General features: G+C 51.2%; 14 protein-coding genes. 11 read left to right on the top strand and 3 right to left on the bottom strand.

The window, feature by feature from the left end; genetic code table 11:
* Nucleotides 1-12: 12 nt before the first annotated feature.
* On the bottom strand, nt 13-213 hold the full coding sequence (locus tag SD71_RS01785) for a helix-turn-helix domain-containing protein (RefSeq protein ID WP_041058799.1): 201 nt from the start codon (nt 211-213) through the stop codon (nt 13-15).
* A gap of 217 nt (nt 214-430) precedes the next feature.
* On the opposite strand from SD71_RS01785, the gene SD71_RS01780 reads away from it, so the two are divergent.
* The 3 genes from SD71_RS01780 to SD71_RS01770 are packed head-to-tail and all read left to right on the top strand — an operon-like array spanning nt 431 to nt 2,458.
* Nucleotides 431-1,285: an RHS repeat-associated core domain-containing protein gene (locus SD71_RS01780; RefSeq protein ID WP_041058796.1), complete on the top strand. Its 855-nt coding sequence runs from the start codon at nt 431-433 to the stop codon at nt 1,283-1,285.
* On the top strand, nt 1,270-1,767 hold the full coding sequence (locus SD71_RS01775; RefSeq protein WP_041058793.1) for a hypothetical protein: 498 nt from the start codon (nt 1,270-1,272) through the stop codon (nt 1,765-1,767). The genes SD71_RS01780 and SD71_RS01775 overlap by 16 nt, the downstream gene beginning before the upstream one ends.
* A gap of 16 nt (nt 1,768-1,783) precedes the next feature.
* Nucleotides 1,784-2,458, top strand: coding sequence for a hypothetical protein (locus SD71_RS01770; RefSeq protein ID WP_041058790.1), 675 nt, complete (start codon nt 1,784-1,786; stop codon nt 2,456-2,458).
* Nucleotides 2,459-2,961: 503 nt separating this feature from the next.
* Here the strand turns inward: SD71_RS01770 and SD71_RS01765 are convergent.
* Complete coding sequence (locus tag SD71_RS01765; protein WP_052475849.1) at nt 2,962-4,005, bottom strand: YlbL family protein; 1,044 nt, start codon at nt 4,003-4,005, stop codon at nt 2,962-2,964.
* A 152-nt stretch (nt 4,006-4,157) separates the two neighbouring features.
* On the opposite strand from SD71_RS01765, the gene SD71_RS01760 reads away from it, so the two are divergent.
* Nucleotides 4,158-4,538 (top strand): YmaF family protein, encoded by a 381-nt coding sequence (locus SD71_RS01760; protein WP_041058787.1) that lies wholly within the window; start codon nt 4,158-4,160, stop codon nt 4,536-4,538.
* 62 nt (nt 4,539-4,600) lie between these two features.
* Here the strand turns inward: SD71_RS01760 and acnA are convergent, their stop codons facing one another.
* Complete coding sequence (acnA, locus tag SD71_RS01755) at nt 4,601-7,312, bottom strand: aconitate hydratase AcnA (RefSeq protein ID WP_041058785.1); 2,712 nt, start codon at nt 7,310-7,312, stop codon at nt 4,601-4,603.
* A 247-nt stretch (nt 7,313-7,559) separates the two neighbouring features.
* On the opposite strand from acnA, the gene SD71_RS01750 reads away from it, so the two are divergent.
* The 7 genes from SD71_RS01750 to SD71_RS01720 all read left to right on the top strand — a co-directional run bounded on the left by SD71_RS01750 (nt 7,560) and on the right by SD71_RS01720 (nt 14,101).
* Complete coding sequence (locus SD71_RS01750) at nt 7,560-8,633, top strand: amidase domain-containing protein (protein ID WP_041058783.1); 1,074 nt, start codon at nt 7,560-7,562, stop codon at nt 8,631-8,633.
* Between the two features lie 32 nt (nt 8,634-8,665).
* Entirely contained in the window at nt 8,666-9,793 is a 1,128-nt protein-coding gene (locus SD71_RS01745; RefSeq protein WP_041058780.1) for a D-alanine--D-alanine ligase, read from the top strand.
* 71 nt (nt 9,794-9,864) lie between these two features.
* Nucleotides 9,865-10,191, top strand: coding sequence for a hypothetical protein (locus SD71_RS01740; RefSeq protein WP_041058778.1), 327 nt, complete (start codon nt 9,865-9,867; stop codon nt 10,189-10,191).
* Nucleotides 10,192-10,231: 40 nt separating this feature from the next.
* Nucleotides 10,232-11,239 carry a UV DNA damage repair endonuclease UvsE gene (uvsE, locus tag SD71_RS01735; protein WP_041058776.1) on the top strand — a complete coding sequence of 336 codons (1,008 nt, stop codon included), beginning with the start codon at nt 10,232-10,234 and terminating at the stop codon, nt 11,237-11,239.
* Between the two features lie 114 nt (nt 11,240-11,353).
* Nucleotides 11,354-12,124: an enoyl-ACP reductase FabI gene (gene fabI, locus SD71_RS01730; RefSeq protein WP_041058773.1), complete on the top strand. Its 771-nt coding sequence runs from the start codon at nt 11,354-11,356 to the stop codon at nt 12,122-12,124.
* 117 nt (nt 12,125-12,241) lie between these two features.
* A complete protein-coding gene (locus SD71_RS01725; protein ID WP_200889539.1) occupies nt 12,242-13,066 on the top strand; it encodes a sulfite exporter TauE/SafE family protein in 825 nt (274 codons plus the stop codon).
* A 180-nt stretch (nt 13,067-13,246) separates the two neighbouring features.
* Complete coding sequence (locus tag SD71_RS01720) at nt 13,247-14,101, top strand: inositol monophosphatase family protein (protein WP_041058770.1); 855 nt, start codon at nt 13,247-13,249, stop codon at nt 14,099-14,101.
* Nucleotides 14,102-14,338: the final 237 nt, after the last annotated feature.

Below are 14,338 nucleotides of genomic sequence, written 5' to 3'. Positions count from 1 at the left end.
CGAGATGGAAGGTTAAGGTTCTTCGATGAGATCGATGATGTCGCGAATGTCTTTAATATCAAGTGCCTCGGCGATTTTCTCTATATGCTGGAAGTTGATGTTCTGACGTTTTGAATTGGAAAGTTCACTAAGCGCGGCGTGGCGAATGTCGGTAAGCCGGGAAAGTTCTCTCAAGGACATTCCTCTGCGGCTCGTTTGTTCTTTTATCTTAATCTTTACTCTCTTCGATAGTGCTCCTTCGAGGAAAAAGGTATTGGTTGACTATACGCAAAAATGAACATGAACGGCTAACATGAAGTTATACGGGCTGTGACCAACGAGAAATGGGTGCGCTGACGTTCGCAGCGGTGAGCAGTACAAGTTAACCGAGACGGACAGAGAACGGTACAGAAGAAAGATTTGCCGACCTCGCGGATTTCGCTCGAAAAGCTTGTCATGTCCGCCCGGCCCCGGCTCCGTTCAAGGACCGGAAGACGACAGCGGCAACACCGAACCGGACTACCATCCGGGTAACGGCAAGGGAAATGGCAATGGAAAAGAAAAGGGGCCCAAGGGAGGAACAACGACAGAAAGCACGGCTCCAATAGAAGAGGAATCTACTGAAACTGTAACCCTAGATCTCTCTACCGTCCTGACCGAAGAAACCGAACCAACCGAAGACATCACAACCGAGCTTGTCAAAGAAAACCCAATCCGCTACGCCGGCTACTATTGGGATAGGAAGACGCAGTACTATTACTTGCAAGCACGATACTATGATCCGCGCCCTGCTCGGTTTATATCTGAGGATACGTATGAGGGTGAGATTGAGAATCCTCAGAGTTTAAACCAATATGTGTATGTGGAGAATAACCCGCTAATATATATGGATCCTACAGGGTTCGCTACAGGCTATATTAATGATGATGGTCATTTTGCTAGAGATGACTCTGAAAATGAAAAGTATAAGAACCTTGCGTTAGCTTACGCTAAACAATATCTTGATAGGATTGCAGGAGTAAGTCTTACCAAGAGAGAAAAAGAAGACATTTCTTCAGCATTGTATCTATTTGCATGTCTTGACAAAGTACCATGCAAAGCAGAACCTATTATCTTTCCCGAGGACCAAGATTTTGCACTACATTTAGCACAGACTCGGATTTACTACTCAAATCTTTTTGAAGAAGGCTTTAAACGAGAAGAAGGATTTAATGATCTTAAGGCAAGAGGAGATTGGATACTCAATTATTACGTTCAAGCTTTAGATATGAAGGGGAGAAATGGATCAGAATGTCTTTGTATATAAGCACAACGGTTGCAGCTACTCCGTCTTACAGTGGCCCTATAGGGGGCATTAAGGGGCCGTCCTTCAGAGGTAAGATTTCCACTTTTAGTTCAAAAATGCGACAAGCTATGATGAGACCGATTAAGGTATCGGGAAATCTCTCAACAAGGGATCAATTGCAGCAATTAGCTACAAAAGCAAGTAACTCTGTGGATGGAAGTGGAACTGTACCTGGAACACTAAAACACACTCAATTTGCTAACGATATAAGAAAACTAAACAATCCACTATTGCAAGCTGAAGTAACGTATAAAAATGGTCAAATTGTGCCATATGGAACAAAAGGTGGTGTTCGTTTAGACGCTGTCGAGTATAATTCAGATGGTACCATTAAAGCAGTATTTGATCTAAAAACAGGTAAGGCAGGATTGACGGATAAAAGGATTCAAGATATTAATAGTCATTTACCAAATTCCGCACCAGTATATGAACTAAGACCATGATGAAAGGAGATTAGAAGTGGAAAAAAAACAAATTATCACGTTGATTAAAAAAACATATGCAGAATTTGCAAAAGAGCATGGCTTTACGTTTTACAAACCGACTATACTTGTTCGAATTTCCGAAGATACACTGCATATAATTAACTTTGATGTTTATGCTCACGGATTTGATTGCAAAGTTGCCATTCAACCATTGTTCGTCCCGGGTGAAGCTATAAGTCTATCACTTGGGAACAGGCTAAGTCATCTTGGCGAGCACTCACCAGGAATCTGGGGACAAGGGAATGAAATCGAGGTTGCAGAGGATTTTGAACAGGTAAAGGTATTACTTGAAAATAATGCACTACCATGGTTCGAAAAGGTCGGTCATCCTGAAGGATTAATAAATTTCCTGAGCGATGGAAATTTTGAAAGAAACAAAGATATGATTGTAGGTCTTCCACCATTCATGAGACGGCTAATTTTGGCAATGGGTTATTTGAATTGTGGGAACACCAGAAAAGCAGCATCAGAAGTTGGGATTTTTCATGAATTAACCAAAGATGAGACGAAACCATGGATGTTAGAACTAAAAAAACTTGCTCACCAAATTAATGAATTAATTATCAAAGGTGATAGTGGTGAAATAGTCCAGCATTTGAATAGAATTATTCAAGAAACAAAAAGTAACTTAAAAATAAAGATCAGTTAACTTTTTATGAAACCTTGATCGAGTGTAATTCACTCAATCAAGGTTTTTCTTTTACCCTATATTCTCCTATTCCCTAATCATCAGAACGCGTTAAAATCGAAACTCGTGCGCTGAAAAGGCATACTGAATCAGGCGAACTGCGTGCAGTCTTATTTGAAATACTACTACCTCATGTACGTTATTTGGAACTGAAAAACGGACCTCATGTAAATAAATTGGAAACCCCTCTTGTCAGCAAACAACCGTTCTCATACAATCTCACAGAAGCAGATTTCAGAAGCTTAAATGCAAAAGTTACAGCAAGTAAAAACGCTGTAACCGGGAATGTATTATCGAAAATCAGAGCTAGAGTTCCAAAGAGCTTTTATTCCTTATTTGCAAACTTACTTAGATGTAATATTTGGGGATGAGTAACCTTCTAAGCATGCTGCACTGGCCGGCAAGCATTAAAAATGCCTTCACGAGATTTTGCTCGCAAGGGCATTTTGCTTTTTACAACCCGCTTAACGCTTAGGCTGCAGCTTCTCCAGAAACTCCATTGCCTGGGCAAGGTCGGCGACGGGGACCAGCTTGGGCTTGAGCTCCAGTTCCTTAACCGTCTCCTGTGCCTGCTTCCAATTGACTAACCCATTCTCCTCATCATAAGGGACGAGGAAATAATCCGCTTTCTCCCTGTCGGCTGCCATCAGCTTGTATTGGATACCGCCGATTTGGCCGACTTTGCCTTCGGCGTCGATGGTGCCGGTACCGGCGATACGGTAGCCTCGCGTTAGATCCTCGCCGGTCAATTGAGCGACAATCTCAAGTGTCATCATTAATCCGGCAGACGGGCCGCCTGTGTCCTCGAAATCAAATTTGACGGGATCAGGAGGTGTAACATTCAGTACGGTGTCATTCTGAAAACCGATTCCGGTCCGATTGGTCTGCGGCATCAATATGAGCGGGACGGTAGCGCTAAAAGATTCTTTTCCCCGCTTGCCTGCCACTTTGACTTTATCCCCCGGTTTTTTACTTGAAATAAAAGTGACAAGCTCTTGAACAGTCTTAGCTTGCTTACCGTCAATACTGGTAATGATGTCGCCTTCCTGCAAACCGCTCTCTCGCGCTTTGGTCTCAGGGAGGAAACGCACCACAATAACGCCTTGCTCTTTCACGTCAATCGGCCTCTTCATGGCGTTATAGGCGGCGATAAGCGCATTGGCTTCCGAACTGTCGCGCATCCAGGCCAAAAGGTTGCGATAAGCACCCAGATTGGTCGCACCGCCTGTTGCTTTCTCCTGCGTTTCGATATCCATTCGAGGGTCCCACCAGGCATATATGATGGCAAATAAGTTTGGCCGCGAGTAGGTGGATACCGTCGTAAACAATAACTGGCCTTTCTCATCCAGCTTATGGCCGGTTTCAACCCGCGGGTGCACCGGCTCGGCCGAACCGGGCCCGTACAAGACATAAGGCCAGGAAATGTAGTTCATAAACAAAAATACAAGGACCATGAACCCAATTAGGAGGGCCGTCCTGTAACGGCGGAACGTAAATTTGCGGGGCAAAGGCGGGTACCTCCATTTCATCGTGCAAGAACATTCGCTTACATTATAACCCATAGGCACAACTCTACCCAAGCGGCATTCGTACCGTTGAATGCACTGATGAGGCCGAGCTCTCATAAGCTAAGGAAAACGGATAAGGAGGGCAACAAGCTGTGGAAATTCCGATTTCCGGTTTCCTGTACGAGCCCGAGGGAGATGATCCGACTCATACTCATAAGCTGTATATTACTTCTTGGAATCGCCAACCGGTTCACTCCCATGACTTAGCAGGGACCACTTCCTTTGATGTCGGCCACGATCATCGATACGCGGGCAGGACGGCTCCGGCGCCGAGCGGTGTCCCGCACATTCATGCCTATGCTGCGGTGACAACATTTAATTCAGGTCATTTGCATTACATTCGCGGCGTCACAGGTCCTGCTATTCCTGTACCCGGAGGAGGCCATATTCATCAATTCGACGGCTATACGACGGTTAGCGGAGCTACTCCGCATCGGCATCATTACGGCGGAGAAACCGATAAGGCATTGTAATTGTGCAAAAACCCTTCATTCTCATTTGGCGAGAATGAAGGGTTTTTGAAGATGCGAAATGATTAGTTCTGTCCGGCCAGCATTTGGCGCAGTACAGTCTGCAGAATACCGCTGTTGCGGAAGTAATCAACATCAACCATAGAGTCGAGGCGGACGATTACCGGGAATTCGAAGGTAGTACCGTCTTCGCGTTTCGCCGTTACCGTAATCGTCTGGCCTGGGGTGACATCGTTGGACAAACCGCTGAATTCGAATGTTTCGCGGCCGGTAATTCCGAGAGTCTTCCAGCCTTGGCCCGGTTGGAATTGAAGCGGCAGGACGCCCATGCCGACCAGGTTGGAGCGGTGAATCCGTTCGAAGCTTTCTGCGATTACGGCTTTAACGCCGAGCAGATAAGTTCCTTTCGCCGCCCAGTCACGGGAGCTTCCCGTTCCGTATTCTTTACCGGCGATTACAACCAGGTTCGTACGGTTCTTCTGATATTTCATGGAAGCATCGTAGATGGACATCACTTCGTCGGTAGGGAGGTAAGTCGTAACGCCGCCTTCAGTGCCAGGAGCCACTTGGTTCCGGATACGGATGTTAGCGAACGTTCCTCTCATCATGACTTCGTGGTTACCACGGCGCGATCCGTAGGAGTTGAAGTCTTTCTTGTCTACGCCATGCTCGAGCAAGTATTTGCCTGCAGGGCTGTCGGTCTTGATGTTACCCGCCGGCGAGATGTGGTCCGTCGTAACGGAGTCGCTGAGCAGAGCCAGCACGCGGGCGTTCTTGATGTCGCCGATGTCGCCTGCATTTGGAGCAAGATCCGAGAAGAAAGGCGGGTTTTGGATGTAGGTCGAGTTATCATCCCACTCGTAAATCTCGCCTTGAGGGACATGAATCTTGTTCCACTGCTCGTTCTGCGTAAACACGTTCTCGTACTTATCGCGGAACTGGTTAGGCGACAGGGAAGTGGTGATTGCTTGATGAATCTCTTCGCTTGTCGGCCAAATGTCTTTCAAATATACAGGCTGGTTGTCATTATCAAAGCCGATCGGATCGTTCGCGAGGTCGATGTTGACCGTACCTGCCAGAGCGTAAGCAACGACCAGCGGCGGCGAAGCGAGATAGTTGGCTTTGACTTGAGCGTGAACGCGGCCTTCGAAGTTCCGGTTACCGGAAAGTACGGCAGCCACGGTCATGTCGTTGTCCGCAACCGCCAGGCTGACTTCATCCGGCAGCGGACCGGAGTTACCGATACAAGTCGCGCAGCCGTATCCGGCGACATAGAAGCCGAGCTTCTCAAGGTAAGGCAGCAGTCCGGATTTGGTCAAATAGTCGGTAACGACGAGCGAGCCCGGTGTGAGCGAGCTTTTCACGTAGCCCGGCTTTTTGAGTCCTTTTTCCACAGCTTTCTTGGCAACGAGACCTGCTCCCAGCATAACGCTTGGGTTGGAGGTGTTCGTGCAGCTCGTGATTGCTGCGATAACGACAGCGCCCGTGCCCATGCGGCTCATCGCGCCGTTCGGATGTTTAACTTCGACCGTTTGCTCGATTTTGGCGTCGGACAAGCCGTAGCCGCCTTTGTCGATCGGCGTGCGGATGATATCGTTGAAAGACTTTTTCATGGCGGTCAATTCGACGCGGTCTTGCGGACGCTTCGGACCGGCCAAGCTTGGAACGATGGTGGACAAGTCGAGCTCGATCACGTCGGTGAATACCGGGTCCTCCGTATCATCGGAGCGGAACATGCCTTGTGCTTTATAGTAAGCTTCTACAAGCTCGATTTGAGTGTCTTCGCGGCCGGTCAATCTCAAGTAGTTCAGCGTCTCGTTGTCTACAGGGAAGAAACCGACGGTTGCGCCGTACTCAGGAGCCATGTTGGCCACTGTTGCGCGGTCAGCCAAGCCGATGCTGGAAAGGCCGGGGCCGAAAAACTCGACGAATTTGCCGACGACGCCTTTTTTACGAAGAATTTCAGTTACAGTCAGAGCAAGGTCGGTTGCAGTCGCGCCTTCCGACAGGCTGCCCGTCAATTTGAAGCCGACAACTTCAGGCATGACAAAGTAAAGAGGCTGACCAAGCATACCGGCTTCGGCTTCGATCCCGCCTACGCCCCAGCCGACAACACCCAGACCGTTGATCATCGTCGTATGGGAGTCCGTACCGACGAGGGAATCCGGGAATACTTCGGTAACGCCGTCTTTGATTTTCGTAGCTGCAACGTTCGCAAGGTACTCCAGGTTAACTTGGTGAACGATACCTGTTCCCGGAGGCACAGCGCGGAAGTTATCAAACGCCGTTTGCGCCCAGCGCAGGAAGCGGTAACGCTCTTCATTCCGTTCAAATTCAATGTCCGTGTTAAATTTCAGCGCATCCGGCGTACCGAATGCATCTACCATTACGGAGTGATCGATAACCAAATCCACGGGGACGAGAGGGTTGATGCTTTTAGGGTCTCCGCCTGATTTCTTCACCGTATCACGCATTGCAGCCAGGTCGACTACAACAGGTACTCCGGTGAAATCCTGCAGTACGATACGTGCAGGGATGAACGGAATCTCTTTATCTACGCGGCCTTCTGTCCAGGTCGCTAATTGTTTAACATGTTCTTCCGTGATGGCACGGCCGTCAAACTGACGAATGGCGGCTTCGAGCAGCACCTTCATGGAGAACGGTAATTTGGATATGGGGCCCAAGCCTTGTTGTTCTAACGCCGGCAGACTGTAGTACCGGTAAGATAAACCGGACGACTGCAGGTCGGCTTGAACTTTGTACGGAAAAGTGGACAAGTGGGTCAGCCTCCTTGGCAAGTTTCGAGTTTCACTCTGTGAAACACGATTTCAAAAATGAAACCTATGCTCTAAGTATACTCTGTCACAGGCATTCCGTAAAGACGTGTAACGCCTCTGCAGAGCGGAAAAAAGTATTATTTTGCGAACAATTCATGATTAGAACTGAACTCCCCGGCATAGGATGAACCGACGCAATCTGTGCCCATTGGGGCGTGTGAAACCGTTCACTGGGGAGGGATGTCCCGTGCCGAGCACGAAGTCCGATTGGAAGGACGCCTTATTCGGTTATGTAAATATGATTAATGAAGCCGCGCTGCTTTTCGACGAGCGGAAGCTGAAGGAAATACCCGATGAAGAGCATCGGAGGCGCATGACCCGGCGGATTCATAACACAGCGCAAAGAGACCCTAAAATCCCACTGAAGCCGATCAGAAGCGAAATGCGTGCCCGCATTGAACGCCACAAGCTCAAAGGCGCAGAGGCTGTTGCAGATGTATCCATTCATCTCGTGCGCTCTTATGAACAACGCAGTCAGCCTTGGCTGGAGGAAAGGGTTGAACGGGAAAGGTTACGGTTCGTTCGAATCGGCAAAAGCTGGCGGTTGGATTCGGTGCAGCCGCTTGACCCGGAACGGGCCTCTGAGGTAGCTGTGCCGCTGGAAGAAGAGGTGACGAGTGATGATTACGGCAGAATATCGGTGATGCCCTCTATACCTTATATGAACCCGAAAGCCTTGTACAATGCCAAATCGAGGGTGTACCCAGGTTCGGCAACCGGATCTCATTACGGGTACGGCAGATTAAGCCGGGGGATCCCTTACCGGCGCGAGTCGGCGGTCGCCTATGCGGAACGATGGTGGAACGAAGGCAACCCGAACTATGAAACTTTTGACGTGAACTGTACGAATTACGTCTCCCAGTGTCTCTTTGCAGGGGGCGCGGCGATGAATTATACTGGGAGAAGGGAATCCGGCTGGTGGTATAAAGGCCGGAGCAAAGACCAGGAGCTGTGGAGTTACAGCTGGGCTGTGGCCAACGCCTTGCAGCACTATCTGGCCGCGCCGCGCGCTGCCGGTTTTCGTGCCGAAGCGGTGGACTCACCCGAACAGCTTCATCTGGGTGATCTCATCTGCTACGATTTTGACGGCAACGGGCGATTCCAGCATAACACAATCGTGACCGCCTTTACGCCTGATGGCATGCCTCTGGTTAACGCGAATACAGTCAGCTCCCGGCATCGGTATTGGGATTACCGCGATTCGTATGCCTGGACCGAGCAGACCCGCTACCGGTTTTTTCACATTGCCGATGAATTCTAAAAGCTTCGGACACAACATTGCGGAGGTACGTTATGGGAAACAAAATACGCGTCGGTCTCGTTTACGGCGGACGCTCCGGCGAACACGAGGTGTCGCTGCAGACTGCACTGGCTGTATCCAAGGCTTTCGATTATGACAAATATGAACTTATTCCTTTTTATATCACGCCTAAGGGTCAGTGGAGGTCCGGGCCGCTTCTGGCTGCGCCGCCTGCTTCGGTAGCCCAGCTTCAATATACGCCGCAATCCGACTCGGCATCTTCAACGGATAATGCGATTCTGCCGGTTTTGCAGGGGATTACCGAAAGTGAGCTGGTACAGACATCGGGCAACCGCGGTGATGCCGGCACGATCGACGTCATGTTTCCGCTGCTTCACGGCACGTTCGGTGAGGACGGCACCATTCAAGGCTTGTTCGAGATGGCGGGCCTGCCCTACGTCGGTGCGGGCGTTCTCGCCTCTTCCGTCGGAATGGACAAGGTCATGATGAAGAAGATGTTCGCTCAGGCGGGGCTGCCGCAAGTCGGGTATCGTTATTTTATTAAGCATCATTGGCAAAAGAACCGCGAGCAGTGTGTGGAAAATGTGGAGGAGCTGGGCTATCCGTGCTTCGTGAAGCCGGCGAATTTAGGATCCAGCGTCGGCGTGTCGAAGGCGCGCAACCGCGAGGAGCTCATTGCTGCAGTGGATGAGGCGCTTCGATATGACCGCAAAGTCATCGTGGAAGAGTTCATCGATGCGCGTGAAATTGAAGTCAGCGTACTCGGCAACGATGAACCTCGGGCTTCCGTTCCTGGCGAGGTTCGGACATCGAGTGAATTTTACGATTATAAAGCCAAATACACAGACGGCAAATCGGAGATGGTCATCCCTGCGGACATTCCGCCGGAGACGGCTGAAGCCGTGCGCTTCATGGCAGTGGAAGCTTTCCGGTCCATCGACGGGTCGGGGCTGTGCCGGGCGGACTTTTTCCTTCGCCGCAGCGACGGCGCGCTGTTCATTAATGAGGTCAATACGCTGCCGGGCTTTACGCCTTACAGTATGTATCCGCTCATGTGGAAGGAATCGGGGCTGTCTTATCGCGAGCTGCTCGATACGTTGATCCAGCTGGCGGTTGAACGCCATGCCGAACGGCAATCGCTTGAGTACGGCGGCGAGTAAAGATATTTGGGGCTGACGGAGTTGATGCTCCGCTGGTCCCATTTTTATATGATGTTAGAGGAGGAAAGGCTATGGGTTTTCAAACCGAATTCAATTCCGTATGCAAGTTCAAATCCGATCAAGAGCTGTACGAGCTGCTCGAATACGGACGCGGCAAAATGGTGAAGAAAAGCTTTCGCGTGTTCCCCACAGGCCAGAAGGTAATTGCTTACGATCCGAACAATCAGGCGGTGGCCATCGTGAAGATTGTGGCATCCATCGCTGAAATCAATTTTCAAGGCGAAGAAGTGACACAGGTCGAAATGGAACTCGTTCGCCGCTTGACCGACGAGGAGGCGCGAATCCAGACTTCGCTTGCGCATGAAATGTTTTTCGGCGCACAGGAGCAAACTACATAGTAATAAACCGTGTTCCGCTTCCAGGAGGTTAGCAGACAGCATGATTGTGCGGTTCGGTTATGTGGCGATGTCGATGGAGCTGCAGAATGCGTCCCCATCCAAGACGATGACCATGACGACGTTTTCCAAGCTGAACGACAGGGACGCCGCATTGCGCCGCCTCGAGCGCCTCGCGGCAGAAAATTTGCATAATACGCTCCGGCTGCTGAAGCATAACCGGTACATGGATGTAAAAGTGTACCGGTTCACCTCCAAGCTGATACCTTTAGTTACACATGAACTGCTGAATGACTGGGATCCTTACCCTGTGCTGGCTGAGGGGTTTGCGGATGTCGGTTCTTTTGTGCGCGAGCATCATATGCGGGTTTCTTTCCATCCGGATCATTTTACGGTGCTCAGCACCCCGAGGGCAGACGTTTTTCGCAAATCCGTCACGGACTTGCACCACCACGTCATGATGCTTGAAGCGATGGGCCTGGATGAGAGGGCCACGTGCAACATCCATGTAGGCGGCAGCTACGGCAATAAAGAAACGGCAGTAAGAAGGTTTATCGAAAATTTCGGTTCGTTGGAGAAACGAATTGCGCAGCGAATCACACTTGAAAATGACGACAAAACGTTCACAGCGGAGGAGACGCTGAACATCGCTGAAGAGGTCGGCGCTCCGATGGTGCTTGATCTTCACCATGATGCCGTGAACCCGAGCGACAAGCCGGCTGAACAGCTGTGGCCAAGGATCATGGACACGTGGAATAAATTTGGTTGGAATGGAATTGCTGAATCGTCCGATCGGCTGCCGCCCAAGATGCATATCTCCAGTCCCAAAAGCGAAAAAGACCCGAGAGGCCATGCCGATTACGTAGATCCGGAGCCGCTGCTGCGGTTTTTATATGCCATTGCGGGCTTGACGCCTGCGGTCGATATCATGATTGAAGCGAAGCAAAAGGATGCTGCGCTGCTGAAGCTAATGGAGGATATGCGCGCTGCGGAAGCATCGGGTCAACCGGTGCGTGTTATTGACGGCGCGACTGTTGAAGTGCTCGGATGACCGTTCAAATCTGTTGCAATCGTCGGGAAAATGGGTTACGTTGGACAAACAGGGGATACCGGCCAAATTTTGGGTATGCGCCTGTTTCCCAACGTGACGAGGAGGATTCCAACGATGGACGGATTGTTGCAAGGCAAGAATATTGTGGTCATGGGTGTCGCCAACGAGCGGAGCATCGCATGGGCCATCGCGCAATCTTTGGCGTCGCAAGGGGCGCGGCTGATTTTCACGTATGAGAGTGAGCGGGTCGAGGAACGGGTGCGCAAGCTCACCGATACGATTCCCGGTTCGGTCACCATGCTTTGCAACGTTGCCTCCGATGAGGATCTCGATGCTTTAGCTGCGCGTCTGAAAGATGAGGTCGGTGTTCTGCACGGACTGGCACATTGTATCGCTTTTGCGAAAGCTGAGGAGCTGGAAGGCATGTACGTGGATACGTCCAGGGCCGGCTTCGCGCTCGCGCATGACATCAGCGTCTACTCGCTTACCGCGGTAGCGCAGCGGTTGCATCCTCTCATGACCGAGGGCGGCAGCATCGTGACGATGACATATCTTGGTGCGGAAAAAGCGCTTAGAAACTACAACGTCATGGGAGTTGCCAAAGCGGCTTTGGAAGCATCGGTACGCTACCTCGCGAACGATTTGGGACCGCAGTCCATCCGCGTTAACGCGATTTCCGCCGGTCCGATCCGTACGCTTGCGGCTAAGGGCATTGCCGGGTTCAACTCGATCCTGAAGCAGGTGGAAGAGAGAGCGCCGCTGCGCCGCACCACAGAGGCTGCCGATGTAGGGGATACCGCGCTGTTCCTCATGAGCCCTTGGGCAAGAGGGATCACCGGAGAAGTTCTGCACGTGGACAACGGCTACAACATTGTAGGAGTTTGAGCATCTTATCGTCTTCGGCCTTTTAATGCGCGGAGCCGCCTTTGTCCACAAGGATGAAGGTCGGCTCCGTTTTCGCTGAATGGCGCGGCCGGTCGTGCATATGAAGGAGGCATCGCCATGTGGATTGCGTTGATCGTTTTATTGCTTGTCGGCATCATCTCGGCGGTATTCGGCAGCATTGTCGGTCTCGGCGGGGGGATTATTATCGTTCCCGTTCTCGTACTTATGGGAGAGCCGTTATTAGGTAACCCGGTTACTTCTCAAACCGCGGTGGGCACTTCGTTGGCTGTACTTATTTTCACGGCCTTATCCGCTACGATTACATATCGAAAACAAGGTAAAGTCGATTTTCGGACCGGCTGGCTGTTCTTCGCGACGAGCGGGCCCGCGGCCATGATCGGCGCTCAGTTGACGAACGGGATCGCGCGTGGGCCGTTTCAGCTTTCTTTCGGGTTGTTCATGTTGTTCATGTTCACGCTCATGGTGGCGAGAGAGCGAATGAAGCCGCTGGGTATCGACTGGCCGATAAAGCGCAGCTTCACAGACGGCCAAGGGAATGTTCACAACTACGGCTATAATCTGTGGCTTGCTCTTTTAATAGGCTGCGGCGTCGGATTATGTTCCGGATTGTTCGGTATCGGCGGAGGCTCGTTGTTCGTGCCGCTGATGGTATTGCTTTTTGCGTTTCCGCCGCATGTCGCCACCGCCACGTCGATGTTTGTCATTCTGCTATCATCCATTCTCGGGAGCGGAGTTCATCTCTGGCACGGCAACATTGACTGGCTGCTGTTTGCGGCTCTGGCGCCGGGGGCAATAATAGGTGGTCGTATCGGAGCGCTCATCGCGTCCCGATTGAGCGGGGGGCAGCTGCTATGGCTTTTACGGGCGACCTTGCTTGCGATGGCTGTCTACCTGATCATCCAAGGCGGGCGGGAAATGTGACGTATTTCGCAGCTCGCTGCGAAATCGTCGCAACCCGCGCAGCTCTGTTCGGAAATGTGACGTATTTCTGAGTCGTCCGGGAAATAGCCGCAACCCGCGCAGTTCCGTTATCGTATAGCTAAGAGTGAGGTTTTATACAGTTAGGTTGTACATAGATAACAAGGATTTGAGGGATGACTGATGGACTTGAATGAGCCGGACAACATAATCGGGGGCAAAAGCTTTACGGCGGTTGCCGTCAACAGCGCATCAAAGGCCGGGGAATGGATCAAAAGCAAACTCGGCAGCGTCACGCAGCTAAGTACCAAATATTCCATGCATGATCTCGTCACTGAAGTAGATAAAGGCTCGGAGCGCATGATCCGGAATCTGATCGCGACTCACTTTCCGGAGCACTCCTTTCTCGGGGAGGAAGGTGTGGAGCCGGGGCCGGAAGCGTCGGTCAAAGCACTTCAAGATATGAGCGATGCCGAGTACTTGTGGATAGTAGATCCGGTGGACGGTACAACCAACTATGTGCATGGATTTCCTTTTTTCTCGGTTTCAATTGCGCTCGCTCATCGCGGGGAAGTGATTGTCGGTGTCGTCTACGACCCGATGCGGGATGAATTGTTCGTCGCGGAACGGGGTAAAGGAGCATATGTGCACGGTCGTAAAATGCAAGTTGCCAAAGAGGCGAGCTTATGCCAGAGCTTGATTGCAACGGGCTTTCCAGCCGACCATCTGGTGGCCCTTCCGGCGAACTTGAAAGAGATCCAGGCGATCGCGCCGAAAGTCCGCAACTTGCGGGTAGCCGGGTCAGCCGCGCTGCATCTGGCTTATGTTGCGGCGGGGAGATTAAGTGGGTTTTGGGAGCATAACCTGAGCTCATGGGACATCGCCGCGGGCTCTTTGCTGATACAGGAGGCGGGCGGCACGATTTCCGATTTGTCGGGTGAAGCATACCATCTCGGAGTGCGTAACGTAACGGCCACTAACGGACTTATCCATAATGATCTTCTTGCAGATTTGCATGCTGCGCACTCGGCGCACTGAGTCACGACCTCCTGTCCATCTACGGCTTAGGACACAGGCACATGAGATACACGGCTTTCGATAATCCTATGGTAAAAGGGGGCGAGGACACTGGAACGCGAGCGTGACAACGACAACAAGACGGGAAAGCTGGAGGATATCCGGGACATTCCAGCTTCCGATGAATACGCCGGCGATGGCACCGGCTGGGCCGGCGTTGCGGAGAATGGCGATGGCACCGCTATCGAAGATCCAGAC

Source organism: Cohnella kolymensis, from assembly GCF_000829465.1.
Lineage (GTDB): Bacteria > Bacillota > Bacilli > Paenibacillales > Paenibacillaceae > Cohnella > Cohnella kolymensis.
The sequence above is the reverse complement of the archived record's forward strand: the minus strand, read 5'-3'. Positions and strand labels throughout refer to the sequence as shown.

Excerpts from the sequence above, each read along its gene's own strand:
- uvsE (WP_041058776.1), top strand. The coding sequence starts at position 10,232 with ATGATTGTGCGGTTCGGTTATGTGGCGATGTCGATGGAGCTGCAGAAT.
- SD71_RS01745 (WP_041058780.1), top strand. The coding sequence starts at position 8,666 with ATGGGAAACAAAATACGCGTCGGTCTCGTTTACGGCGGACGCTCCGGC.
- fabI (WP_041058773.1), top strand. The coding sequence starts at position 11,354 with ATGGACGGATTGTTGCAAGGCAAGAATATTGTGGTCATGGGTGTCGCC.
- SD71_RS01720 (WP_041058770.1), top strand. The coding sequence starts at position 13,247 with ATGGACTTGAATGAGCCGGACAACATAATCGGGGGCAAAAGCTTTACG.
- SD71_RS01775 (WP_041058793.1), top strand. The coding sequence starts at position 1,270 with ATGTCTTTGTATATAAGCACAACGGTTGCAGCTACTCCGTCTTACAGT.
- SD71_RS01725 (WP_200889539.1), top strand. The coding sequence starts at position 12,242 with ATGTGGATTGCGTTGATCGTTTTATTGCTTGTCGGCATCATCTCGGCG.
- SD71_RS01740 (WP_041058778.1), top strand. The coding sequence starts at position 9,865 with ATGGGTTTTCAAACCGAATTCAATTCCGTATGCAAGTTCAAATCCGAT.